We start from the raw sequence: 24,017 nt of genomic DNA on the forward strand, positions 1-24,017 counted from the left end.
CAAGTCCCCTGGGCAGAGTTTCGATGTAGGTCTAACGGCACGGCGTTCATATGCAAGGGCTGTTTTAGGGCTGCATGGTCCGCTCAGGACCGTGCCCGCTTTGCCCACAGTAGAATGCTGACCCTGTGATGCCGATGGTTCAGAGAATATCTTCCCTTGAAAGCCGAGGCTCACATTTTATAGAGCGCCATGCGTCCGAACGGACGCATAAAGGACGCTCTAAAGTATTGAATCTGCGCTTCGTGCTTTCCGAAAATCGATTCCGATTTTCGGGCCGATGCGCTAGGGTTCTCCGGCGAATTGGGAAGGAATCTTCATGCGCTCGGTGATCGATGCCATCGGTAATACGCCTCTTATCCGCCTGAGGCGTGCCTCGGAGGAGACCGGCTGCGAAATCTTCGGCAAGGCCGAGTTCATGAACCCCGGCCAGTCGGTCAAGGATCGCGCTGGCCTGTTCATTATCCGTGATGCTGAAAAGCGAGGCCTGTTGCGGCCCGGCGGCGTGATCGTCGAAGGCACCGCCGGCAACACCGGAATCGGCCTGACCGTTGTCGCCAAGGCGCTCGGCTATCGCACCGTCATCGTCATTCCCGATACGCAAAGCCAGGAGAAGAAGGACGCGCTGCGCCTGCTTGGGGCCGAGCTGATCGAGGTTCCGGCGGTGCCCTACAAGAACCCGAACAACTATGTGAAGGTTTCCGGGCGGCTGGCCGAGCAATTGGCAAGGACCGAGCCCAATGGCGCGATCTGGGCCAACCAGTTCGACAATGTCGCGAACAGGGAAGGGCATATCCGCACGACGGCCGAAGAGATCTGGCAGCAGACGTCGGGCAAGGTCGATGGCTTTGTTTCCGCTGTCGGTACTGGCGGCACTCTGGCCGGCGTCGCCATGGGCCTCAAGGGCAAGAACGCCGGCGTAAGGATCGCGCTTGCAGACCCTCTGGGTGCTGCCCTCTACAGCTACTACACCTCGGGCGAACTGAAGTCCGAAGGCAGTTCGATCACCGAGGGCATCGGACAGGGGCGCATCACCGCAAATCTCGATGGCTTCACGCCCGACTTCTCCTACCAGGTTCCGGATGAGGAGGCGTTGCCCATTGTCTTCGACCTGATCCAAGAGGAGGGCATCTGCGTCGGCGGCTCCTCGGGCATCAACATTGCTGGTGCCATTCGCCTGGCGCGCGAACTCGGACCGGGCCACACCATCGTCACCGTGCTCGCCGATTTCGGTACTCGCTACCAGTCCAAGCTGTTCAATCCAACATTCCTGCGCGAAAAGAACCTGCCCGTGCCCAACTGGATGGAGCGTCCGGTCGAGATCGAGGTTCCGTTCGAGCAGGTGGCGTGATGGCATTTTCGACCGAAGCGGTTTTTCGCGACGACGCCTATCTGCGTGAGACCGAAGCCACTGTCGTTGGCATCAATGACCGTGGCGGCATCATTCTCGACCGCACGATCTTCTACGCCACTTCAGGCGGCCAGCCAGGCGACACCGGTGTGATGTTGCGCCCCGATGGCAGCCCGATTGCGGTGGCCGCCACCATCACCGGCGAGCACAAGGACGAGATCATCCATGTGCCGGCGCTTGAGCAGGCTGTGCCCCAGGTCGGAGAAAAGCTGAGGCTTGCCATCGACTGGCCGCGGCGGCTGTTGCTGATGCGCATGCACGCAGCCTGCCACCTGCTTACGGTGGTCTGCCCCTATCCGATAACAGGTGCAGCCGTCGGCGAGGAGGATTCGCGCGTCGATTTCGATATCCCCGATGCCGGCTTCACCAAGGAAGACGTCACCATCAGGCTGATGGAACTCGTGCAGGCCAACCATCCGATCTACACGCGCTGGATTTCGGAGGATGAGCTTGCCGCCAATCCCACGCTGGTGAAGTCGAAGAACGTTCGTCCGCCTTCCGGCACCGGCCGCATCAGGCTCGTCTGCATCGGCGACAATGCCTCGATCGACAGCCAGCCCTGCGGCGGCACCCATGTTGCCAGCACTGCCGAGATCGGCGAGATCCATATCGGCAAGATCGAGAAGAAAGGGCGCGAGAACCGCCGCTTCCGCATCCGCTTCGGCGCGATGCCCGCCAACTGAACCGGAGAACTGCCATGGGCGACAAAAGCGCCTTCGTCATCGACGCTGACTGGCTCGAACAGCGGCTGAGAACGCCCGGACTGTCGATCGTCGATGCGTCCTGGTACATGCCGGCGCAGAACCGGGATGCGCGCAAGGAGTATGACGCCGCCCATATTCCGGGCGCGGTGTTCTTTGATCAGGATCTGGTTGTCGATCCCGATTCGACCTTGCCGCACACGATGCCGTCGGCGTCGCTGTTTGCGCGCCATGCCGGTTCGATGGGCATTTCGGCTGACGACACCATCGTCATCTATGATGGTCCTGGCTTCCAGTCGGCGCCACGCGTCTGGTGGATGTTCCGCATCATGGGCGTCTTCCAGGTCTACATCCTGGATGGTGGTTTCGGGCGCTGGAAGGCCGATGGCCGGCCGGTGACCGCTGAGCCCACCAGGACTGCGCCGAATGTCTTCCATGTTGACTACGATGCTTCCAAGGTCGTCTCGCTGACGGAGATGCGCGACATCGTCCAGTCGGGCAGCGCCCAGATCGCCGACGCGCGTTCTGCCGGACGGTTCGAGGGCACCGACCCGGAGCCGCGTCAGGGCTTGCGCTCCGGCCATATGCCGGGTGCGCGCAACGTGCCTTCGGTCACCTTGTCGGAAAATGGCGAATTCCTGCCGCTCGATCGCCTGAAGGCCAAGCTCGAAGACGCGGGGCTCGACCTCTCCAGACCAGTCGTCACCACCTGCGGCTCCGGCGTCACCGCCGCCGTCATCACGCTCGCGCTGCAGTCGCTTGGCCATGGCGACGTCAGGCTCTATGACGGGTCATGGACCGAATGGGGCGGGCTGTCGGATACACCTGTGGTTGCGGGAAAAGCCTGAGCATGGGCGCGGACCGCAGCGAGACCATCCCGGTCACAGTGACCTTTCTCGAGATGCAGGTGCCGCCGGCCTATTCGCCGCCGCTGCCTGTCAACAAACAGATCGCGCTGCTGAGGACGCGCGACATACCGCTTCACTTTTATCGTTACCTCGCCGACCGCGTCGGCCGAAAATGGCACTGGGTCAATATCCTGAGACTCAACGACGAGGAACTTGCGGCAGGTCTCCATCGGGAGGATCGCGACATCAGGGTGCTTTACCTCGACGGCGCGCCCGCCGGCTTCTTCGATCTCAAGCCGCATCTGCCCGACGAGGTTGAGCTCGCTTATTTCGGCATTATGGAGCATGCGACGGGGCAGGGGCTGGGCCGCTGGTTTCTGGGCGCAGCCATAGCGGCAGCATGGTCGTACAAGCCACGCAAGGTGACAGTGCAGACCTGCACGCTCGATCATCCCGCCGCCCTTTCGCTTTATCAGAAGCTGGGTTTTTCGCCCGTCGCGCAGAAGGGCGAGACAGTACGCACCATGACTTTTGCCGAGCGCTCCGCCAGCGTTATGCGCTAGCAGAACTGAAGAGAACCGGTTGCCCGGTGCCAGATATCGGCAGTGCGCGTGTGAATGGACCGTTCATCCCATCTTCAGGTTGCTTCAGGCATTTTCCGCGCCAACAGGTTCGACTGCGAAGTCGAAGTGAAAGGAGAATGTAGATGCTGAACCGCCGTACCGTTGCTGCCGCACTGATTGCCCTGATCGCAGCCCCTTCCTTCGCCGCCGCCCAGGCGACGACGCCCTCGGCTGCGCAGATCGAGCGCCAGCTGCAAGCCGCGCCGACGGTCAAGCTCAAGCCGAACCAGCGGGTCACCGTGCGCGAATTCAAGCGCCGGCCGGACCTGCGCCGCATGGCCCCGTCGATCGACATCCAGTCGATTAATTTTGCCTTCGGCTCGGCCGAGGTTCCCTATTCGCAATATGGCAAGGTCGAAAATATCGCCAATGCGCTCGAGCGCATCCTGCGCCGCGATCCCGGCGCGCGCGTGCTGATCGAGGGCCACACCGATGCGGTCGGCTCCTACGCGTCCAATCAGGCGCTGTCGGAGCGGCGCGCCGCCGCGCTCAAGCAGACGCTGGTTCGCGAATTCGGCCTTCCGCGCTATGCGCTGGAAACCGTCGGCTACGGCGAGGAATTCCTGCTGGTGCCGACCCAGAACGAGAACTGGCAGAACCGCCGCGTCACATTGCGCCGCTACGACGCCTTTATCCGGTAGTCGATTCGGTATCTTCGTCAGCGATCGCTACGATACCCCAGAGCCCGGCCCGAAAAGCCGGGCTTTATTCACGCTGATTTCGATGGTATACAGTATACCAAAATGAAATGACGATATTGGGAGGGGAGATGACGACCAAGGTAGTGATGGCTGGCGCCACGGGGTGGGTCGGCAGGGCGCTGGTTCCGGCGATACTGGCGCAGGGCGACATGCAACTGGTCGGCGCGGTGGCTCGCCGCGCTGCTGGCCACGATGCGGGTGTTGCCGCCAACGGCCAGCCGATCGGCCTCGCCATTCGGCCGTCCCTGAGCGAAGCGCTCGACGTGCCGTCCGATGTCGTCGTCGACTACACCAAGCCGGTGGCCGTCAAAGGCCATGTCATGCAGGCAATCGAACGCGGCCGGCATGTCATCATCGGCACCTCCGGTCTCGGCGCGGCCGACTATCGCGAGATCAATGCGGCGGCACGTGCCAATGGCGTTGGTGTGGTCGCGGCTGGGAACTATTCCATCACGGCGACGCTGATGAAGAAGTTCGCGTTGATGGCCGCGCAATACATTCCCGACGTCGAGATCATCGATTACGCCAGCGCCCGCAAGCCCGACGCGCCGTCGGGCACAGCACTCGAACTGGCTGAGACCCTATCGGAGATCAGGGGCGCGCCGACGGCGTTGCCGAAGTCGGAAATATACGGCCACCCGGAGGCGCGCGGTGCGACGCTGGGTGAGGGCACGGCTGTGCAGGTTCATTCGCTGCGGTTGCCGTCTTATCAATTGTCCTGCGAGACCGTGTTCGGCCTGCCCGAGGAGCGCCTGGTCATCCGCCACGATGCGGGTACATCGGCTGTGCCCTATGTCGCCGGCACGCTGCTCGCGATCAGGCGTGTGCGTGAATTTACGGGGTTGGTGCGGGTGCTCGATGCGCTGATGGACGAAACACTGTCAGTGTAGCAAATCGGGTGGGCGACATGCTCCTCCAAGCCTAGCTTGCGGCAATCCAGCAAGAAGGTCACAAGGAGATCGTCGTCATGACCGTTCGTTTCCAGGCACTGCCGTCCCAGGAGGTGAGGGCGCTTCAAAAGGGCGCGCCGGATGCCTATGGCATGCGGCCGGAACGCAAGATTTCAGACGGTGTCGGCGTACCCTGCCGCCACTGCCTCAAGAATGTAGGGGCAGGCGAGTCCTATCTGATCCTGGCTTACAGGCCGTTTCCCGAACTCCAGCCCTATGCCGAGACGGGACCCATCTTCCTTCATGCGGAAGAATGCTTGCGTGCCGACGAGGGTGCCGAGTTGCCTGAACTTTTCAGCAAAACGCGCGACTACATCCTGCGCGGCTACAGCACCGACAATCGCATCGTCTACGGGACTGGAATGGTAACGGAGACGCCCGAGATCGTTGAGACGGCAGCCATGCTGCTCCGGCGCCCCGACGTCGCCTATGTCCACATGCGCTCAGCCAGGAACAATTGCTACCAGTGCCGGATCGAGCTGGCTGAAGCGGACGCTCGGGAATTTGTCGCCTGATTTCGCCAATGGAAAAGCCCGCGGCATCGCTGCCACGGGCCTTGTCTCATCTGGCTAAGCCCGTGGCTTAGTTGAACTTGTACTTCGCGCCGACACGGACAGTGTGGAAGGCAGGGATAGTCTCCGATCCATCTTCGTTGTCATGACCGTTGTACTGTGAGTAGCGATACTCAAGATTGACGGATACGTTGTTTGAAACGGCTGTCTCAAGTCCGCCGCCCACTGAAAATCCGTTCACGCTCCAATCCCTCGTCTCGCTGAGGCCGGGAACGGACATTTTTTCCTCGACGTGCTGCCAGCTATAACCACCAAGCGCATAGGCAAGAGTAGTCTCGTTCAGCTTGGCGCCAACTCGAGCGAGCAAGTCAAAGCCATAATCGGCCTTGCCCTCATACTTCGGACCACCGAACGCAGAGGCGTCGAACAACTGGGTGGTCATGCCCGAATATCGGCCGCCAAGCTGCAGGCCGGCCACCCATATGCCATTGAATTCGTGATCGTAGCCTACATTCAACTCGCCAAACAGACCTTCGCCGCCGATGCCATGGATACTGGTAGTTCCGCTAGGGTCCTTTAGCTCATCTACAATGGCCCCAGCACCAAGTGCCCCACCGACGTAAAAGCCCGTCCAGCTATAGGCTGGAGCGGCGAAAGATGTACCGCCGCCGTTTTGTGCGCCAAAGCGATAGTTGGCACCGATGTGGAAAGTATGTGTTGTGGGCTCAAATTTGAGCGCTCCACCCCCAAGGTCCTCAATAGCGATGTTGTTGCCATAGTTGGCGTAGCGATACTCGGATTTGAGGGTCCAGTTGCCGCTAATTGCGGTTTCCATGCCGACCCCGAGCACATATCCGCTACGATTTTTGTCAGTATCGAAAGGCACGGCTCCAGGTGCATCTAGCTCGATGTGCTGCCAAGTATAGCCGCCGAGCACATATCCCAAGGTCGTAGGGGTAAGCAGATAGCCCGCCCTGGCGGCAACGTCGAAGCCGTACTTGTTCTTAAGCGATAGTTCCCCGGCGCCCAGCATGTTCTCGACAGAGAACGCGATGTTGCCCGCGTGAGCGTCGATGAAGCCGCCAACCAGCACTCGTTCCGAAACCAAGTAGTCGTAGCCTGCGCTCACCTCTGCAAATACGCCATCTCCACCAAGATCCATAAGGCCTTGGGTGGGGCTACCACCCGGGGCAACTACCTCGGTGCCTCTTACGACCGCACCCACGCCGCCGCCAAAGCCGACATATACGCCGCTCCAGTTGAAGCCGGCGGCCGGTGCCTCGGTTGCAACTGCATCTGCCGCGTATGCCGACGATGCCAGTGCTGCAATTGAGGATGCGCCGAGAAGAAGCGTTGCGATGGTCTTCGAAAATTTCATGTTACTACCCCACTACCAGTGCAGGCAGTTTTGGCACGCTTACGTTGCGTGCGATGCAGCTAAAATGTCACAGATCGGGTCAATGCACATTTAGTCGGAAACATTTTTGGGTGTATCCGGCGAATGTTAGAGAGAATAAAACAGATCAATACCTTAAATGCCGAAATGAAAGCGCCCGCCGCATTGCTGCGACGGGCGTTTCGGCTGTTGAAGCCGACTCAGGCAGCCAGTGCAGCCTTGGCTTCGATCATCTCGTAACCGAGCGCCTCGGCGACTGCACGGTTGGTGATGCGACCACGGTGGACGTTGAGGCCGTTGCGCAGATGCGGCTCGTCGGCAAGCGCCTTCAGCCCGCGATCGGCCAGCGCCAGGCCGTAGTGCAGCGTGGCATTGTTGAGCGCATGCGCCGAGGTCACCGGCACTGCGCCCGGCATGTTGGCGACGCAATAGTGGATGATGCCGTCGACCTCATAGGTCGGATCGGCATGAGTGGTCGCATGCGAGGTCTCGAAGCAGCCGCCCTGGTCGATTGCGACATCGACGAGTACCGCACCCTTCTTCATGCCCGACAGCATCTCGCGGCTGACCAGCTTGGGTGCTGCAGCACCGGGGATCAGGACGGCACCGACGACGATGTCGGCCGAGAAGCATTCTTCCTCGAGCGCTTCGACGGTCGAATAACGCGTGTGCACGCGACCGGCGAACAGGTCGTCGAGCTGGCGCAGGCGCGGGATCGAGCGGTCGATGATGGAGACGTCGGCACCGAGGCCAGCCGCCATGCGCGCTGCATGCAGGCCGACCACGCCGCCGCCGATGACGGCGACCTTGCCCGGCAGCACGCCCGGTACGCCCCCGAGCAGCACGCCGCGCCCGCCATTGGCCTTCTGCAGTGCGGTTGCGCCAGCCTGGATCGACAGGCGGCCGGCGACTTCCGACATCGGCGCCAGCAGTGGCAGGCCGCCGCGATCGTCGGTCACCGTCTCATAGGCAACCGCCGTGACGCCAGAGGCCAGCAGGCCCTTCGTCTGGTCCGGATCCGGAGCCAGATGCAGGTAGGTGTAGAGGATCTGGCCTTCGCGCAGCTGCACCCATTCGTTCGGCTGCGGCTCCTTGACCTTCACGATCATATCCGAGCGGGTGAACACCTCTTCAGCCGTCCTGGCGATCTGCGCACCGGCGGCACGATAGGCATTGTCGTCGGCACCGATGCCCGCACCTGCGCCGGTCTCGACCAGCACTTCGTGGCCATGCGCCACATATTCGCGCACCGCACCCGGCGTCAGGCCGACGCGATACTCATGGTTCTTGATTTCCTTTGGGCAACCTACGCGCATTTCCTGCTCCTCCGCAGCCTTTCCGGCCATGTTCCCTTAGGGGAGAAAGTGAATCACGAATCGGCCCGAATATGTTTGCGAAATGAATTGTGTTTCGGAGGCCGGATCGATATTTCTTGCGCATGGTTGGCAGATAGTCGAAGGAAATTCGAAGAATGCCGTTGGACAGGATCGATATCGCCATCCTCGATGCGTTGCAGAAGGATGGCCGCATGCCGAACGCGGCATTGGCAGAGAAGGTCGGCTTGTCGCAGTCCGCCTGTTCGCGCCGCCTCGACAATCTCGAGAAGTCGGGCGTCATCGCCGGCTACCACGCCCGGCTGTCCAACGCGGCCCTCGGTCACCAGATGACCGTCATCGTGCACATTTCGCTGTCGGGGCAGTTCGAAAAGACGCTGACCGAATTCGAGATCGCGGTGAAACGCTGCCCCAACATCCTGTCCTGTCACCTGATGTCGGGCGAATACGACTACATCCTGCGTATCGCCGCGCGCGACCTGCCTGATTACGAGCGCATCCACAAGGAATGGCTGTCGGCCATGCCGCATGTCACCAAGATCAACTCGTCCTTTGCGCTGCGCGAGGTCGTCGATCGCACGGCAATGGGTATGCGTCCCGAACTCGCCTGAGGTGAGCCCTCACCGGATGACGCCGGCCTCGGTGACGATCCTGTCCATGGGGATGTCGTGGGGCTGCGGATAGATTGTTGGCAGGCGCGCCAACTCATAACCTATGCCGATGACCAAAGCCTTGCGCGGCAGCGCCGCCAAAGTGCGGTCGAAGAAGCCGCCGCCATAGCCAAGCCGGTAGCCCGATCCGTCGAAGCCGACCAAAGGGGCGATGACGATGTCTGGAATGACCTCCGGTCCGGTAGCCGGCACCGGAATGTTCCAGACGCCGCGCTCCAGCTTGTCGCCCGGCGCGTAGGCTTTGAAGGTCAGTGGCCGGCCCAGCTGGATGGCGATTGGCAGCGCGGTCTTGCCGCCACGAGCATTGACCGAGGCGAGCCAAGGCCTGAGGTCTGGCTCGCCTCGGAAGGGCCAGTAGAGGCTGACCAGCCTGCCGGCAACGTCGCCGACAATCTTGTCGAGACCTTGCGCGATCAGTCCGGCCATGGCCGTCCGTGCGTCGGCTGAGACCTCCAGCCTGTGTTCGATCAGCCGTGCGCGCTCAGCCTTGCGCCAGCGCCGCACCTCGGCCCAATCGGGCGGCGACGGGGCACGGAACTCCGGATCAAGCTCATGCATGAAACAGGGAGGTGAGGCGTATTGCGCCGGACCGTCGTCGTCGAGATCGCCCATGTCAGGACCTCCTGAAGCGCCTGTGTCCGGATGAACGCACGAGGACGCTCTAGCTGGCTGTATCTGCGCATCGCGCTTTCCGAAAACGCGTTCCGGGCGATGCATCGGGATTTCAAACACTGCGGAAGCCTAGTCCTGCACGCACCATGCTTGTGGTCAATCGGCGACATGCCATGGCCCAAGAGGTCGCAAATTTCCTGGACCAATGCATTCCTCACAACTTGTCGCGAACCTGTCATGCGAGTCGGCTGGACTTCAGGGGATTTTGGCGCAAGATTTGATCTTTCGGACGCCGGCTAAATACTGTCACTTCATTTCCCTGGAGAATGAAATGTCCACCACGCTTCATCCGATTTCTCGTCGTTCCTTTCTCGCGGGCTCAGCTGCCGCGGGCGCACTCGTGATGCTGCACCCGTTCGCGGCGCGCGCCCAGGCCAACCAGGCCCATCTTCGCATCATGGAAACGACCGACCTACACGTCCACGTCTTTCCTTACGACTACTACGCCGACAAGCCGAACGACACGATGGGCCTAGCCCGCACCGCCTCGATCATTGACGCCATCCGCGCCGAGGCCGCCAATTCCGTGCTTGTCGACAATGGCGACTTCCTCCAGGGCAACCCGATGGGCGACTACATGGCCTATCAGCGCGGCATGAAGGACGGCGACGTCCACCCGATCATCAAGGCAATGAACACGCTGGGCTACGATTGCTCGACGCTTGGCAACCACGAGTTCAACTACGGCCTCGACTACATGTTCAAGGTGCTGAACGGCGCCAATTTCCCGTTCGTCTGCGCCAACCTGACCAAGGGCCAGCTGGCAGGCGACGCCACCAAGGACGAATTGTTCCTCAAGCCCTATGTGATCCTCGACAGGAAGGTGAAGGACGGCTCCGGCGCCGAGCATCCGATCCGCATCGGCCTGATCGGCTTCGTCCCGCCGCAGGTCATGACCTGGGATTCGCGCCATCTCGACGGCAAGGCGATGACCCGCGACATCGTCAAGGCCGCCCAGGCCTGGGTGCCGCAGATCAGGGAAGAGGGCGCCGACATCGTCATTGCGCTTTCGCATTCGGGCATGGGCACGCTCGAACAGGGCGAAAATCTCGAAAACGCCTCCATCCTGCTTGCCGGCGTCGACGGCATCGACGCCATTGTCACCGGCCACAGCCATCTCGATTTCCCCGGTCCGAAATTCGACAAGATCGAGGGCCTCGACAACGCCAAGGGCACCATCAACGGCAAGCCCGGTGTCATGGGCGGCTTCTGGGGCTCGCATCTCGGCCTGATCGACCTGCTGCTCGAACGCGACGGCAAAACCTGGAAGGTGGTGAAATCCTCAAGCGAAGCGCGGCCGATCTTCAAGCGTGTCGACAAGAAGGTCGTGCCCAATGTCGAGAGCAAGGCCGCGGTCGAGGCCGCAGCCAAGGAAGAACATGAGGCGACGCTCGCCTATGTGCGCACACCTGTCGGCAAGACGTCTGCTCCGCTCTATTCCTATTTCGCGCTCGTTGCCGACGATCCGTCGGTACAGATCGTGAGCCAGGCGCAGATCTGGTACATCAAGGATATGCTGAAGGCGACCGAGCACAAGGATCTGCCGGTGCTCTCGGCAGCCGCTCCGTTCAAGTCGGGCGGCCGCGGTGGTCCGGACTATTACACCGACGTGCCGGCGGGCGACGTCGCCATCAAGAACGTGGCCGACCTCTATCTCTACCCCAACACCGTGCAGGCCGTGGCGATTACGGGCGCGCAGGTGAAGGAGTGGCTGGAGATGTCGGCCGGCATCTTCAACAAGGTCGAGCCTGATAAGGCCGACCAAGTGCTGATCAACGCCGACTTCCCGTCCTACAATTTCGACGTCATCGACGGCGTGACCTACAAGATCGACCTGGCCCAGCCGCCGAAATACGATCCCAAGGGTGCCGTGCTCAACGCCGGTTCGAACCGCATCGTCGATCTGATGTTCGACGGCAAGCCGATCGATCCGGCCGCCAGGTTCGTCGTCGCCACCAACAACTATCGCGCCGGCGGTGGCGGAAATTTCCCAGAGATCAACGCGTCCAAGCTGGTTTTCGAGGCGCCTGATACCAACCGCGACGTGATCGTGCGCTACATCGTCGACCAGGGCACGATCAATCCGTCGGCCGACGCCAACTGGTCGTTCGCACCGGTTGCAGGTGCCTCGGTGATCTTCGAGACCGGTCCCAAGGCCAAGGACCACATATCGGAGGTCAAGGCCGTCAAGATCGAGCCGGCTGGCGAGGGTGCCGAAGGTTTCGCCAAATACCGCATCACTCTCTGATCGTTGGAACTGGCTAGGGGAGCGGCCGGAGTGACCCGGCCGCTTTTGCATTTGTGCGATCAGAGCGCCTGCCGCTGGAGGGCTGGAGCGATCATGTCGAGGGCGTCGGTCGAGATGCCGCCGGAATAGCCCTCGGGCAGGGCGTCGATCATCTCGGGGTCGTTCATGCCTTCCGAGAAGCCGCTGCCATGATAGGGCGCGATGAGGAAGACCTCGGTACCGCTCGCTGCCATCCGGTCCAGGAACCGGTTGGGCCATCCCCACAGCCAGGGCGCAAAGTTCGTTGGCAACAGCATTGCCCGGTTGCGGCACTCGTCGGGCACGTAGCCGCTCCAGCCAAGCGCCTGGTACCGGATCAGGCAGCGCTTCAGGGACTGCTTGGACAGCGTCCTGATACCGGGCAAGGCCTGCTTGAACGCCTGCACCGGCCGGTCGCCGCCAAGCACCGCCAGGTCGTCCTGGCGGCTGGGCGGCAGGGTCGCGATGAATGCCGCGAGCCGTTCGCCTTCCTGGGCGTCATTGCTCTTGACGTTGATGTGGAAACGCTTGTCCGGAAACTCGGCCAGAACCTCGTCTAGCGACGGAATCAGACCGACGCCCAGGCCCCGGAACGGATAGGTCTTGCCGCCGTCTGCCGTGTAGCCGTAGCCGACGTCGAGTTTCTTGAGCTCGGCCATCGAATGCGATCGCGTCTCGCCCGTACCCTCGGTGCGGCAGTCAACGGTCCAGTCGTGGAACACCGCGAACTTGCCGTCGGTCGTCGGGTGGATGTCGAACTCAAGCACATCGGCGCCGCGTTCGAAGGCCGCTTTCATCGAGCGGAGTGTGTTTTCGAGATAATCGTGCCGCGGCGGGCGGATGCGCTCGGCGGTGCATGTGTCGCGTTCCAGGCCGACACTGTCGAACTCCTGCGACAAGCCGCGATGGGCGAGAATCACCGGCTTTCCGGCGGCTCGACTTGAGAGCAGCGACGTGTTGTTGAGGTAGATGGCCCCGGTGGCCGCCACGGCCAGGAGCAGGAAAATACTGCGTTTGCGCATGTCTCGATTCGCTCCGATGCCCGGCCCGAGAGACATACAGAACGGCGAGCAGGCTTTTTCACGGCTAAAATGAGCAGGATGAAGTCTATTCCAAGAACAATTCGGCGGGCGAAGCCAGGTGACGGTTGAGAGCAAGCACAGCCGGCGGAAAGACTATTCCGGAAATTTGCGGCGTGCGGTGGCTGTGGCCAGCACTTTGCCCGAGGCGTCGATCGCCTTCGCCGTGAACTGGTAGCGATGCGGCCTGGGCGGGCAGGGGCCCTTGTAGGTGAATGCGCCATAGGCAAGGGATTTCCGCCCCTGGTATGCCACCTTGCCGCCGCCATGTGGGTAGCCTGTGGCGTCGAGGTCGACCATGCGGATGTCGAGGCTTTCCGTGTCCTTTGGCACGCCTGAGAGCGACATTGGCGGCGACTTGGGATCGAAGCACTTTTGTGTCGGTCCCCACTCGAACGACAGGCCCATTTTGGCGTAGGCGCCCGTCGTCAGTGCCAGCGTTATGCAACAAGCCCAAAGGACGCGCATCGCAGCCTCCTGTAGCCAAGACCGGCGGCGTGTGTGGATCGCCTAAGCCTTATATACCACCTGCCGCACGTCGATGTATTCGGCGCGGAAGCCTGCCTCGCAATAGTGGAGATAAAACTCCCAGAGCTTCTTGAAGCGTTCGTCGAAGCCGAGCGGCACGATGCGCTCCCAGGACGACCAGAAACGGGCCCGCCATTCCGCCAGGGTGCGCGCATAGTCCTGCGCAAAGACCCGCTCGCGCAGGAAGTCGAGCCCATGGTCGGCACCCAGCGACTTGAGCAGTGCCGGCGTGGGCAGCATGCCGCCCGGAAACACGTAGCGCTGGATGAAGTCGGGGCGCTTGCGGTAAATCGGATAGGCGGCCTCGTTTATGGTGATGATCTGCAGCCCCGCTGTGCCTCCCGGACGCAGGCTGTCCTTCATCTTGGCGAAGAAGGTTGGCCAGTGTTTCTCGCCCACTGCTTCGAACATCTCGATCGAGGCGATGCGGTCATATCTGCCCGCCTCGTCGCGATAATCCTGCAGCTTGAGCGTCACCTTGTCGGCGAGGCCTGCCTCCTGGATGCGCTTCTGGGCAAAATCGAATTGCTCGCGGCTGATCGTCAGCCCGGTGACCTTGCAGCCGATCTCGCGGGCGACGAACTCGGCAAAGCCGCCCCAGCCGCAGCCGATCTCAAGCACGTGGTCGTTTGCGCCGATGCCGGTGTCGCGCGCCAGTGCCCGGTATTTTTCCGCCTGGGCGCCGGCGAGGTCGTTGGCGCCGGTAGCATAAAGCGCGGACGAATAGGTCATGCTCGGGTCGAGCCACTGGCGATAGAAATTGTTGCCGAGGTCATAGTGGGCCGAAATGTTGCGCTTCGATCCCTTGCGTGTGTTGTCGTTGAGCCAGTGGCGGACGCGCTGGATCGTCGTCAGCAGCCAGTTTGCGCCGCCCGCGATCTTCTCGCCTGCCTCGGAATTGACCACGAACAGTTCGAGGAAGCTGGTGACATCGGGGCTTTCCCAGTCTCCGTCCATGTAGGATTCGGCCAGGCCGATGGTCCCGCCGCTGAAGGCGCGGCCGGGCAGGTTCCAGTTGTGCAGCACGATTTCGGCCTGCGGGCCGGGCGCCTTGCCGCCGACGAGCACGCTGCGCCCGTCGGGCATCTTTACCTTCAGCGTGCCGCGCGGCAGATGCAGCGCCGCCGAAAGAGCCATGCGTACGCGCGCCGGCAGGCCGCGGGCGAAGTCGGCGATATTGCCTTCATGCAGCCGCGTCACGCCGCTGCCAGGTCCATCCGATTTGTTCTGGGCCATCTCGACGTCCCAAATCCAATTGCCCGGCTCAGCGCTGTCGGGCCACTGTTGCAAGCCTCTCCATCGAGTGCCTGTGCCGGATGAGACGTGCCGCCGGTCACGCCGCCAACCGGGAAGGGCTTAGACTTGGCCTCCTTTCGCCAAGACTGCCGTCCACCGCGATGAAATCCTGTGCTGATCTTCACCGGCAAAATCGCGAACTTCAAGGGACATCTGGCATGCTCCGATATGCCAGCGGGACGCTGCTGACATTTCGGCCAGGGCGGTCATCTTTCGTAAATGTTAGTGAGGTCTAATGTTGCCGGATGGTGCCGACCGCCAGCCGGCATTCATTCCCTGATCTGCCTGGAGGCCCCGCCATGCGTTATGTCGTGGTGATCATGAGCATCACCCTGTTCCTGATCTGGGACGTGCTCTACAACCAGAGCCGGGCGGTTGGCACGACTGTGCGCGAGGTCCACCGCGTCGTGCGGATGGTGACCGGCTGACGCCTTTCTGTCGCCTGCGCTTCCTTTTGCCCGATTGACGGCGGCGAAAAGCCGAACCAAAAGGCGGCTGCAAGACAGCAGAAGGAATCGCGGCTTGATCCGGCACATCGTGTTCTTCAGTGCGCGGCGGAAAGAGGAAATCGAGACGATCCGCGAGGAACTCTCGGCACTTGGGGGCATTCCGCACTCGACCGTCTTCGAAGTGACGATCAACACCAAGGTCGATCCATTCGGCGACGAGATCGATATCGTCGTCTACGCGGAATTTCCAGACCAGGAAGCATTGGCGGCCTACAAGGCCCATCCGCTCTACAACCAGACGACTTTGCGCGTCAGGCCGATGCGCGAGCTGCGCTTTTCGGCCGATGTGGTTGCTGCGGGATAAGAGCACGCTCCGGCAACGCCGGAGCGGCAGAATTCACTGGAAAGTTCAGGCCTTCTTGGCGCGACCGCGCGGCTTTGCCTGGGTTTCGCCGGCTTTGCGGCCGAGGCCGAGGGTACGGGCCAGCTGTGAACGGGCAGCCGCATAGTTTGGCGCAACCATCGGATAATCTGCCGGCAGGCCCCACTTGGCGCGATACTCTTCGGGCGAGAGGCCGAAGTCGACGGACAGATGCCGCTTCAGCGACTTGAACTTCTTACCGTCCTCGAGACAGATGATGTAATCAGGGAAAACCGAGCGCTTCGGGTTCACGGCCGGCTGCTGTGCCTCGACCGGTTCCGCAGCCGGCTTGTCGAGCGCGAGGATCGAGTTGTTGACGCTGGCGATGAGGTCGGGAAGACCGGTGGCCGGTACTTTGTTGTTTTCCACGTAGGCGCTGACGATGTGGGCAGTCAGTCCTAAAATGTCGATCTTGCTATCGTTCGTCATCGGCCGTCCCTCTTTAGCATTGTGCCGTAATATATGAGTCTTTTCATGCGCCGCGCCGTATATCGGCGCAAAGCAAGCAGACGGCAAGATAGATAATCTCAAAAACTAGTGACCCCGGTCAGACAATTGTCTGCCGGGGTCTTTTATCTCAGTATATTAGCTAGTTCAGAAGAAGCTTTTACGCTGCCACCAGCCGCCCTTCTTGGGCTTGGCTTCGCCGTCAGCGTCGGCTTCGACCGCCGAGGTGACGACCGGTTCGGCCGGAGCCTTCGCAACTGCCGGCTCCTTCTTGGGTGCAACCGGCGCTTCTTCAGCCACAGCCGGTGCTTCGTCCGTCACCACAGGCGCTTCGGCGGGAGCCGCGGCTGCCTTGCGGCGCGGTGCACGCGGCTTGGCCGCCTTTTTCGCAGGCTTGGCGTCGGCTTCCGGTTCAGCGTCGCTTGCAGCGTCCGTTGCCGGCGCCTCCACGGTTTCTTCGGCAGCCTTCTTCGCCTTGGCGGTGCGGCGCGGCTTCTTGGCTTTCGCCTCTGCGACCGGTTCGGCTGCCGCTTCCTCCGCGACGGCGTCCACCGTCACGGCTTCGACGACAACTGCTTCGGCGCTCGCTTCCGAAGTCTCGGCCTCGTCGCCATCGACAGCGTTCAACTCGTCGCCGTCTTCCTTGCGGTTGCGCTTGCCGCCGCGCTTGCCGCGACGACGCTTCTTCGATCCGCTGTCTTCGGCGGCAGCCGCCTCGGATGCCTCTGCAGGCTCGTCGGCCGCAACTGCGTCCGCAACGATCTCGGCTTCGCCTTCGGCTGCAACTGCAACAACGTTGTCAGCGCCGGCCTCGGCCGGCGCTGCCTGATCGCGGTCGCGGCCACCGCGACGGCGGCGGCGCTTGCGGCGCTTGCGGTCGTGGCCTTCTCCGGCAGGCGCGGAAGGCTGCTGCTGCTGACGGGCCGGCTGTGCCTCTGCCTCGACGACCTCTTCTTCCTCTTCCTCCTCGACGACGATCTCGTCCTCGATCTCTTCCGGCTCCTCATAGGCCGGTGCGATCACGGGGAGAGCGAAGTTGGCGGGCTTTTCGGCGATCGCGCCGCGGAAGATTGCGTAGTTCTGCGAGCCGACGCTTTCGTCCGCCTCGAGCGTGATCGTCACGCCGAAACGGGTTTCAAGCTCGACCAGCGTCGCGCGCTTGTGGTTGAGCACGTAGAGCGCGGTCGCCATCGGCGTCTTGACGGTGATGTGGCTGCGCGAGTCCTTGAGCAGGAACTCTTCGATGGCGCGGACGACCTGCAGGCCGATGGACGAATCCGACCGGACATGGCCGGTGCCGCCGCAATGCGGGCACGGCTTCATCGTCGATTCGAGCACGCTGGCGCGGATGCGCTGGCGCGACATCTCCATCAGACCGAAATGCGAGATACGGCCGACCTGGATCCGGGCGCGGTCGTTCTTCAGGCAATCCTTGAGCTTCTTCTCGACCGCACGGTTGTTGCGGTTCTCCTCCATGTCGATGAAGTCGATGACGATCAGGCCGGCAAGGTCGCGCAGCCTGAGCTGGCGCGCGACTTCCTCGGCAGCTTCCAGATTGGTGTGGAGCGCCGTCTCCTCGATCGAGTGCTCCTTGGTGGAGCGCCCGGAGTTGACGTCGATCGAAACCAGCGCCTCGGTCTGATTGATGATGATGTAGCCGCCGGACTTCAGCGTCACCTGCGGCTGCAGCATCTTGTCGAGCTGGGCCTCGATGCCGTTGCGGGCGAAGATCGGCGTGCTGTCGCGATAGGGCTGCACGGACTTGGCATGGCTCGGCATGAGCATGCGCATGAAGTCCTTGGCCTCGCGATAGCCGTCCTCGCCGGCGACGAGAATCTCGTCGATCTCCTTGTTGTAGAGATCGCGCACCGAACGTTTGATCAGGCTGCCTTCTTCATAGACGAGGGCAGGGGCCGTGGACTGCAGGGTCAGCGACCGCACATTTTCCCACAGGCGCATCAGGTATTCGTAGTCGCGCTTGATCTCGGCCTTGGTGCGGCTCTCGCCTGCGGTGCGCAGGATGACGCCCATGCCCTTTGGCACCTCAAGGTCGGCAACGACTTCCTTGAGGCGCTTGCGATCCTGGGCATTGGTGATCTTGCGCGAGATGCCACCGCCGCGGGCGGTGTTCGGCATGAGCACGGAATAGCGGCCGGCAAGCGACAGATAGGTCGTCAGCGCAGCGCCCTTGTTGCCGCGCTCTTCCTTGACCACCTGCACCAGAAGGATCTGGCGACGCTTGATGACTTCCTGGATCTTGTAGTGACGACGCACAGGCTTGCGGCGGTCGCGCGCTTCCTCGATCGCATCTTCGGCGCCGACCGACTCGATTTCGTGGTCGTCGTGGTGTCCCGAATGGACTTCCTCGACCGTGCCGCGATCCTCGTTTTCGGTGGCGGCCTCGGGCGCAGGCTCGGAGATCACTTCGGCATCGACCGAAGCTGCAATCGAGTCGGGCTCGCTGCCGTCGTCGTTGGCAACGGCCTGGCCCGCGTCGGCGGCGTCGTCATGAGCTTCGTCGTCCGACGCGTGCGATTCGCCATCTTCGCTGGAGGCGACGGCATTGTCCTCGCCGCCTTCGGCCTTCTGCTCGTCGCCGTTACGTCGATTCTTTCCGCCACGACGCCTGCGGCGGCCGCGGTTGCGGTCCTGGCCCTTGCTGTCGTCGCCTTCGTTTTCGTCGTCGTCTTCGTCCTCGGCCTCTTCAGCCTCGGCGCGCAGCAGCGCCTGCCGGTCGGCAACCGGGATCTGGTAGTAGTCGGGATGGATTTCACTGAAAGCGAGGAAGCCGTGACGGTTCCCGCCATATTCGACGAACGCGGCCTGAAGCGAAGGTTCGACCCGCGTCACGCGAGCGAGGTAGATATTTCCTTTTAGCTGCTTCTTGTCCTGCGATTCGAAATCGAATTCTTCGATACGGTTACCGCGAACTACGACAACCCGTGTTTCCTCCGGGTGGGAGGCGTCTATTAGCATCTTGTTGGGCATTATTTGGTGTCCTCCCGGCGACCGTCAGCCGCGGCGTGCGGGAACTCGTCCGCCGCCGTGAGTGCGCTGAGGAAAGGGTGCCGGATGATTTTGCGCCCGCCGGTCGCTGCCGAAACGCTATGGCGGTGCCGCCCGCTGCCGTGATGGCGCGGTTACCTGCGGACCTGTCCATGATTGCGTATGTGGCCAATGCGTGACCTTGCGGAACCTTGTTTCAAATCTAAGCCCGGACATCCGGACCAGCTACTTTGCTCTTACAGAGCCGGCGCGGAACTGAAGGTCCGGCCGTTTTCCTGACGCAGGTACGGCCCCGCCACGAGCCGGCGCCTGCGAAAATCGACTCGATCACCGAGAACTTATCTCTGTTGCAATGAGGGCCATCGCTCGTAGCGTTGTTCCCTAGCGGAAGGCGCTGAGGGCGCGGCCCTGGATTGCAGTGATCCAACGTCGCTTTTATGATTTGGCGAGGATGAGCGCAACCCTGATTTCCGATGCCGGCAAAGACCGTTTCCGCGGTATCGAAGATGCACTCCAGACAAGACTCGGTTAACCTTCTCTGGTTACCAGTCGTTAATCGAAGCGGTCGCCTATGCGCGCCGTTGCAGACTTTGACGGGCGCCGCCTGAGCGCCTGCATTTTGGAGCGGCGTTACTGAGATGGGGTCGGCGGCTTTGACTGGCAAGAGCTTCCTGTTTGGAGGCACCCGGCCGAGGAGCTGGACCTGCCGTTCGATCTTCGGGCTGCTGGCGCTGATGTTCGCCTTTGCCGTGTTCGAATGCAGCCCCGCCTGTGCCGCCGATGTCGCCAAGGCGCTCGACTACAAGATGGCAGGCGACGCGACCCGCATGCGCATCGTCATGAATTTCGACCGCGAGCCGGAGCCGAAATGGCTGTTGCTGCGCGGTCCCCATCGCCTGGTCATCGATCTGCCCGATACGGCGCTCGCCTTCGATGCCAAGGACCTGAAGCCGCGCGGCCTGATCAAGAGCGTGCGCTACGGTGCTTCGGGTGAGGGCGCTTCCAGGCTGGTTGTGACCTCCAAGGGGCCGTTCGCAGTCGAGAAAATCGACGTCATCGAGAATGACGACGGCAAAGGCTACCGCCTGGTTGCCGACATTGCTGCTGCTTCCGACCGTGAGTTCGATGCCGCGCTGGCTATCCAGGCTGAAACGACCAGTTCGACGGTATCCACGCCCAAGACCGACCGCATCGGCAAGGTCGCCCAGCGTGGCAACCATCCCTTCACGATCGTCGTCGACCCCGGCCATGGCGGCATCGACGGCGGCGCCGAGGGTTTGAACGGCACCGTCGAGAAGGCAGTGACGCTCGCCTTCGCCAAGGAACTGAAGGCCAAGCTCGACGCTGGCGGCAGCTACAAGGTCGTGTTGACCCGCGAGGGCGACGACTTCCTGCGTCTCGACGACCGTGTCCGCATCGCCCGCCAGAACGAGGCCGATCTGTTCATCTCGATCCATGCCGACACGATCAGGCTGAAGGGCATTCGTGGCGCAACCGTCTACACCGTCTCCGACAAGGCATCCGACGCCGAAGCCCAGGCGCTCGCCGATCGCGAAAACCTCTCCGACCAGTTGGCCGGCGTCGATGTCGTCGAGGAGAACCACGAGGTATCGGACATTCTCGTCGACCTGATCCGCCGCGAGACCCATGGCTTTTCGACGCGTTTCGCACGCTCGCTTGTCGGCGAGCTGTCGCCCACTGTCGGCATGATCAACAATCCGCATCGCTCGGCTGGCTTCCGGGTGCTCAAGGCCCCCGATGTGCCTTCGGTGCTCGTCGAACTTGGTTACCTGTCCAATGCCAAGGATGAAGAGTTGCTGCAAAGTGCCGAATGGCGCGACAAGGCGGCAACAAGCATTTCCAAGGCCGTGGCTGCATTCGTGGCCGAGCGCGGCGGGGCGGGCGGCTAGCAGGCGCTCCGCCGTTTTGCGGCGTTGCGTCGAGGCCACGTCGGTCGCCTTTGTAGCTTTTGCGGCCAAATTCTTTGGCGCTTGGCGGCGATTGCCGTATTTTGCCCACAACCACGCGACATGGGTGGCCGATTGCGGATCGGGACGGTTCCGACAGCTTGCGATGATGGCGGGTTTGTTTAGGGAATCCCCGAACCTTGTACTGGAGCGGGCATGATTCGTCTTATCGGCTATTTCTTCGGCATCGGCACGACGCTTGCGCTGATGGTCGCGGCAGGCGTGGCGCTTTATGTCGGCAAGCTCAACAAGGAGCTGCCCGACTACGAAGTGCTGGCCAAGTACGAGCCTCCGGTGACGACGCGCATCCACGCCTCCGACGGCGCGCTGATGGGTGAGTTCGCACGTGAGCGCCGCCTCTATCTGCCGAGCCAGGCGATCCCCGACCGGGTCAAGGCAGCCTTCCTGTCGGCTGAGGACAAGAATTTCTACAATCATCCCGGCATCGACGTCACCGGCCTCGGCCGCGCCGTGCTGACGAATTTCCAGAATTTCGGTTCCGGCCGCCGTCAGGTCGGCGCCTCGACCATCACCCAGCAGGTGGCGAAGAACTTCCTTCTCACAGCCGACCAGACCTACGAGCGCAAGATCAAGGAGATGATCCTGGCCTTCCGCATCGAGCAGGCCTACTCCAAGGATCGCATCCTTGAGCTTTACCTCAACGAAATCTTCTTCGGTCTCGGCGCCTATGGCATCGCCGGCGCGGCACTAACCTATTACGACAAGTCGGTCAACGAGCTGACAGTCGCCGAAGCCGCCTATCTCGCCTCGCTGCCCAAAGGCCCGTCGAACTACCACCCATTCCGTTTCCCCGAGCGCGCGATCGAACGCCGCAACTGGGTCATCGATCAGATGGTGCAGAATGGTTACGTGTCGCGTGAGGAAGGCGACAAGGCCAAGGCCTCGCCGCTCGGCGTCACTCCGCGCCGTACCGGCAGCTACGTGTTTGCAAGCGAATATTTCACCGAGGAAGTGCGGCGCGAGCTGATTGCCCGCTATGGCCAGAACGCGCTCTACGAGGGCGGCCTTTCGGTACGCACGACGCTCGATCCCAAGCTGCAGGCCATGGCCCGCAAGTCGATGCAGGCAGGCCTGCTCAAATACGACCGCCTGCGTGGCTATCGCGGTCCGGTCAAGAACATCGACGTTTCAGGCGATTGGGGCGTGCCGCTGGGCGAGGTCAAGAGCCTCGACGACGTTCCCGAATGGCGCCTCGCCGTCGTGCTCGCCAGCGACAAGAGCGGCCTGACCATCGGCCTGCAGCCCAAGCGCGAGGTCTCCGGCGCTCTGTCGAAGGATCGCGAAGAGTCCACCGTCTCCAAGGACGACATGGCCTTTGCCATGCGCCACGTTGTCGACGGCAAGCGCGTCAAGGCCAATTCCCCGGCCGAAGTGCTGAAGCCAGGCGACGTCGTCTTCGTGCTCAAGAATGACAAGGGTGACGGCTACTCACTGCAGCAGCCACCTGAAGTCTCCGGCGGCCTCGTCGCCATGGACCCGCACACCGGCCGCGTGCTGGCTATGGTCGGCGGCTTCTCCTTCTCGCAGTCGGAGTTCAACCGCGCCACCCAGGCGATGCGTCAGCCGGGCTCGGCCTTCAAGCCGTTCGTCTACGCAGCAGCACTCGACAACGGCTACACGCCGGCGTCGGTCATCATGGACGGCCCGATCACCATCCAGACCGGCTCCACCAGCTGGACGCCGAAGAACTATGACGGCAAGGCCGCCGGTCCTTCGACCCTGCGCGCCGGCATCGAGCGCTCGCGCAACCTGATGACGGTTCGTCTGGCCAACGACATGGGCATGAAAACGGTCGCCGAATATGCCGAGCGTTTCGGCGTCTACGACAAGATGCTGCCGGTGCTGGCGATGTCGCTCGGTTCGGGCGAAACCACGGTTATGCGCATGGTTTCGGCCTATTCGGTGATGGCCAATGGCGGACGCCAGATCAAGCCGTCGCTGATCGACCGCATCCAGGATCGCTACGGCAAGACCGTGTTCAAGCATGACGAGCGTGGCTGCGAGGGCTGCAACGCCACCGAATGGGCCAACCAGGCCGAGCCTGAGCTGGTCGACAATTCCGAGCAGGTGCTCGACCCGATGACCGCCTACCAGATCACCTCGATGATGGAAGGCGTCATCCTGCGCGGCACGGCGACCACGCTGCTCGAACTCAATCGCCCGATGGCCGGCAAGACCGGCACCACCAACGACGAGAAGGACGCCTGGTTCGTCGGCTATACGCCCAACCTGGTTGTCGGCCTCTATCTGGGCTTCGACAAGCCGCAGTCGCTGGGCAAGGGCACGACCGGCGGCGGTCTCGCTGCCCCCGTGTTCAAGGACTTCATGAAGGTCGCGCTCGACGGTACGCCTAAGGTCGATTTCGTGGTTCCCGAGGGCATGAGCCTGATCTCGATCGACCGCAAGACAGGCATGCAGGCAGCCCAGGGCGCGCCTGGAACCATCATGGAAGCCTTCAAGCCCGGCACTGGCCCGGCCGACAGCTACTGGGTCATCGGCATGGGCGAGGACGGCAGCAACGGCTACGGCGAGGCACTCTCGCCACAGGCCAGCAAGGCCATCAGCGAAGGCGGCGGCGGTCTGTACTAAGCGCCGCCAGCCTGACGAGAACAAAACAATGCGCGCGGCAAGGCCGCGCGCATTTTTGTTTGTCCGGCCATATATGATGCCTTGCGCATTCCTTTGAAGTTATATAGCTTCTTGGTTATAAATTGGTGCCGA

Annotated in this window: 21 protein-coding genes; 13 read left to right on the top strand and 8 right to left on the bottom strand. The window is 62.1% G+C overall.

Annotated features, from left to right (window positions below; all coding sequences use genetic code 11):
• Positions 1-316 precede the first annotated feature (316 nt).
• The 7 genes from B015_RS0111205 (at position 317) to B015_RS0111235 (ending at position 5,746) form a co-directional block, all read left to right on the top strand.
• On the top strand, positions 317-1,348 hold the full coding sequence (locus B015_RS0111205; RefSeq protein ID WP_018427788.1) for a cysteine synthase A: 1,032 nt from the start codon (positions 317-319) through the stop codon (positions 1,346-1,348).
• Entirely contained in the window at positions 1,348-2,091 is a 744-nt protein-coding gene (locus B015_RS0111210; RefSeq protein ID WP_018427789.1) for an alanyl-tRNA editing protein, read from the top strand. Before B015_RS0111205 ends, B015_RS0111210 begins: the two co-directional genes overlap by 1 nt.
• A gap of 14 nt (positions 2,092-2,105) precedes the next feature.
• Positions 2,106-2,957 carry a 3-mercaptopyruvate sulfurtransferase gene (sseA, locus tag B015_RS0111215; protein ID WP_018427790.1) on the top strand — a complete coding sequence of 284 codons (852 nt, stop codon included), beginning with the start codon at positions 2,106-2,108 and terminating at the stop codon, positions 2,955-2,957.
• A 2-nt stretch (positions 2,958-2,959) separates the two neighbouring features.
• On the top strand, positions 2,960-3,520 hold the full coding sequence (locus B015_RS0111220; RefSeq protein ID WP_018427791.1) for a GNAT family N-acetyltransferase: 561 nt from the start codon (positions 2,960-2,962) through the stop codon (positions 3,518-3,520).
• A 143-nt stretch (positions 3,521-3,663) separates the two neighbouring features.
• Positions 3,664-4,221, top strand: coding sequence for an OmpA family protein (locus B015_RS0111225; protein ID WP_018427792.1), 558 nt, complete (start codon positions 3,664-3,666; stop codon positions 4,219-4,221).
• A gap of 128 nt (positions 4,222-4,349) precedes the next feature.
• Positions 4,350-5,171: a 4-hydroxy-tetrahydrodipicolinate reductase gene (gene dapB / locus B015_RS0111230; RefSeq protein WP_018427793.1), complete on the top strand. Its 822-nt coding sequence runs from the start codon at positions 4,350-4,352 to the stop codon at positions 5,169-5,171.
• 77 nt (positions 5,172-5,248) lie between these two features.
• A complete protein-coding gene (locus B015_RS0111235) occupies positions 5,249-5,746 on the top strand; it encodes a DUF1203 domain-containing protein (protein ID WP_018427794.1) in 498 nt (165 codons plus the stop codon).
• Between the two features lie 67 nt (positions 5,747-5,813).
• Here B015_RS0111235 and B015_RS0111240 read toward each other — a convergent pair whose 3' ends face one another.
• Positions 5,814-7,121, bottom strand: coding sequence for an outer membrane beta-barrel protein (locus tag B015_RS0111240; RefSeq protein WP_018427795.1), 1,308 nt, complete (start codon positions 7,119-7,121; stop codon positions 5,814-5,816).
• Positions 7,122-7,339: 218 nt separating this feature from the next.
• Positions 7,340-8,455, bottom strand: coding sequence for an alanine dehydrogenase (ald, locus tag B015_RS0111245; RefSeq protein ID WP_026227158.1), 1,116 nt, complete (start codon positions 8,453-8,455; stop codon positions 7,340-7,342).
• A gap of 155 nt (positions 8,456-8,610) precedes the next feature.
• Here ald and B015_RS0111250 point away from each other — a divergent pair, with 155 nt between their 5' ends.
• Complete coding sequence (locus tag B015_RS0111250) at positions 8,611-9,084, top strand: Lrp/AsnC family transcriptional regulator (protein WP_018427797.1); 474 nt, start codon at positions 8,611-8,613, stop codon at positions 9,082-9,084.
• A gap of 9 nt (positions 9,085-9,093) precedes the next feature.
• Here the strand turns inward: B015_RS0111250 and B015_RS0111255 are convergent, their stop codons facing one another.
• Positions 9,094-9,756, bottom strand: coding sequence for a 5-formyltetrahydrofolate cyclo-ligase (locus tag B015_RS0111255; protein WP_018427798.1), 663 nt, complete (start codon positions 9,754-9,756; stop codon positions 9,094-9,096).
• Positions 9,757-10,087: 331 nt separating this feature from the next.
• Here B015_RS0111255 and B015_RS0111260 point away from each other — a divergent pair, with 331 nt between their 5' ends.
• Positions 10,088-12,064, top strand: a complete 1,977-nt coding sequence (locus B015_RS0111260) for a bifunctional 2',3'-cyclic-nucleotide 2'-phosphodiesterase/3'-nucleotidase (RefSeq protein ID WP_018427799.1) — start codon at positions 10,088-10,090, stop codon at positions 12,062-12,064.
• Positions 12,065-12,123: 59 nt separating this feature from the next.
• Here B015_RS0111260 and B015_RS0111265 read toward each other — a convergent pair whose 3' ends face one another.
• The 3 genes from B015_RS0111265 to B015_RS0111275 form a co-directional block, all read right to left on the bottom strand.
• Positions 12,124-13,104 carry a glycerophosphodiester phosphodiesterase family protein gene (locus B015_RS0111265; protein WP_018427800.1) on the bottom strand — a complete coding sequence of 327 codons (981 nt, stop codon included), beginning with the start codon at positions 13,102-13,104 and terminating at the stop codon, positions 12,124-12,126.
• Between the two features lie 153 nt (positions 13,105-13,257).
• Entirely contained in the window at positions 13,258-13,629 is a 372-nt protein-coding gene (locus B015_RS0111270; RefSeq protein ID WP_026227159.1) for a hypothetical protein, read from the bottom strand.
• Between the two features lie 42 nt (positions 13,630-13,671).
• Positions 13,672-14,925: a cyclopropane-fatty-acyl-phospholipid synthase family protein gene (locus B015_RS0111275; RefSeq protein ID WP_018427802.1), complete on the bottom strand. Its 1,254-nt coding sequence runs from the start codon at positions 14,923-14,925 to the stop codon at positions 13,672-13,674.
• Positions 14,926-15,284: 359 nt separating this feature from the next.
• Here B015_RS0111275 and B015_RS34075 point away from each other — a divergent pair, with 359 nt between their 5' ends.
• Both B015_RS34075 and B015_RS0111285 read left to right on the top strand, forming a co-directional pair.
• Positions 15,285-15,413: a hypothetical protein gene (locus B015_RS34075; RefSeq protein WP_018427803.1), complete on the top strand. Its 129-nt coding sequence runs from the start codon at positions 15,285-15,287 to the stop codon at positions 15,411-15,413.
• Positions 15,414-15,507: 94 nt separating this feature from the next.
• Positions 15,508-15,798, top strand: a complete 291-nt coding sequence (locus B015_RS0111285; RefSeq protein WP_018427804.1) for a Dabb family protein — start codon at positions 15,508-15,510, stop codon at positions 15,796-15,798.
• 45 nt (positions 15,799-15,843) lie between these two features.
• On the opposite strand, the gene B015_RS0111290 is transcribed toward B015_RS0111285, so the two are convergent.
• On the bottom strand, positions 15,844-16,284 hold the full coding sequence (locus B015_RS0111290; RefSeq protein WP_018427805.1) for a MucR family transcriptional regulator: 441 nt from the start codon (positions 16,282-16,284) through the stop codon (positions 15,844-15,846).
• A 165-nt stretch (positions 16,285-16,449) separates the two neighbouring features.
• Entirely contained in the window at positions 16,450-19,290 is a 2,841-nt protein-coding gene (locus B015_RS0111295) for a ribonuclease E/G (protein WP_026227160.1), read from the bottom strand.
• A 752-nt stretch (positions 19,291-20,042) separates the two neighbouring features.
• Here B015_RS0111295 and B015_RS0111305 point away from each other — a divergent pair.
• Positions 20,043-21,218, top strand: a complete 1,176-nt coding sequence (locus B015_RS0111305; RefSeq protein WP_157632872.1) for an N-acetylmuramoyl-L-alanine amidase — start codon at positions 20,043-20,045, stop codon at positions 21,216-21,218.
• A 213-nt stretch (positions 21,219-21,431) separates the two neighbouring features.
• Positions 21,432-23,885: a penicillin-binding protein 1A gene (locus B015_RS0111310; protein WP_018427808.1), complete on the top strand. Its 2,454-nt coding sequence runs from the start codon at positions 21,432-21,434 to the stop codon at positions 23,883-23,885.
• The last annotated feature ends 132 nt before the right edge of the window (positions 23,886-24,017 follow it).

This window comes from Hoeflea sp. 108 (genome assembly GCF_000372965.1).
Lineage (GTDB): Bacteria > Pseudomonadota > Alphaproteobacteria > Rhizobiales > Rhizobiaceae > Aminobacter.

Coding starts and splice junctions, on each gene's coding strand:
- B015_RS0111255 (WP_018427798.1), bottom strand. CDS start 9,756: ATGGGCGATCTCGACGACGACGGTCCGGCGCAATACGCCTCACCTCCC.
- B015_RS0111250 (WP_018427797.1), top strand. CDS start 8,611: ATGCCGTTGGACAGGATCGATATCGCCATCCTCGATGCGTTGCAGAAG.
- B015_RS0111220 (WP_018427791.1), top strand. CDS start 2,960: ATGGGCGCGGACCGCAGCGAGACCATCCCGGTCACAGTGACCTTTCTC.
- B015_RS0111205 (WP_018427788.1), top strand. CDS start 317: ATGCGCTCGGTGATCGATGCCATCGGTAATACGCCTCTTATCCGCCTG.
- B015_RS0111210 (WP_018427789.1), top strand. CDS start 1,348: ATGGCATTTTCGACCGAAGCGGTTTTTCGCGACGACGCCTATCTGCGT.
- B015_RS0111260 (WP_018427799.1), top strand. CDS start 10,088: ATGTCCACCACGCTTCATCCGATTTCTCGTCGTTCCTTTCTCGCGGGC.
- B015_RS0111305 (WP_157632872.1), top strand. CDS start 20,043: ATGTTCGCCTTTGCCGTGTTCGAATGCAGCCCCGCCTGTGCCGCCGAT.
- B015_RS0111295 (WP_026227160.1), bottom strand. CDS start 19,290: ATGCCCAACAAGATGCTAATAGACGCCTCCCACCCGGAGGAAACACGG.
- B015_RS0111275 (WP_018427802.1), bottom strand. CDS start 14,925: ATGGCCCAGAACAAATCGGATGGACCTGGCAGCGGCGTGACGCGGCTG.
- B015_RS0111235 (WP_018427794.1), top strand. CDS start 5,249: ATGACCGTTCGTTTCCAGGCACTGCCGTCCCAGGAGGTGAGGGCGCTT.
- B015_RS0111265 (WP_018427800.1), bottom strand. CDS start 13,104: ATGCGCAAACGCAGTATTTTCCTGCTCCTGGCCGTGGCGGCCACCGGG.
- ald (WP_026227158.1), bottom strand. CDS start 8,455: ATGCGCGTAGGTTGCCCAAAGGAAATCAAGAACCATGAGTATCGCGTC.
- B015_RS0111240 (WP_018427795.1), bottom strand. CDS start 7,121: ATGAAATTTTCGAAGACCATCGCAACGCTTCTTCTCGGCGCATCCTCA.
- B015_RS0111290 (WP_018427805.1), bottom strand. CDS start 16,284: ATGACGAACGATAGCAAGATCGACATTTTAGGACTGACTGCCCACATC.
- B015_RS34075 (WP_018427803.1), top strand. CDS start 15,285: ATGCGTTATGTCGTGGTGATCATGAGCATCACCCTGTTCCTGATCTGG.
- B015_RS0111225 (WP_018427792.1), top strand. CDS start 3,664: ATGCTGAACCGCCGTACCGTTGCTGCCGCACTGATTGCCCTGATCGCA.
- sseA (WP_018427790.1), top strand. CDS start 2,106: ATGGGCGACAAAAGCGCCTTCGTCATCGACGCTGACTGGCTCGAACAG.
- B015_RS0111270 (WP_026227159.1), bottom strand. CDS start 13,629: ATGCGCGTCCTTTGGGCTTGTTGCATAACGCTGGCACTGACGACGGGC.
- B015_RS0111310 (WP_018427808.1), top strand. CDS start 21,432: ATGATTCGTCTTATCGGCTATTTCTTCGGCATCGGCACGACGCTTGCG.
- dapB (WP_018427793.1), top strand. CDS start 4,350: ATGACGACCAAGGTAGTGATGGCTGGCGCCACGGGGTGGGTCGGCAGG.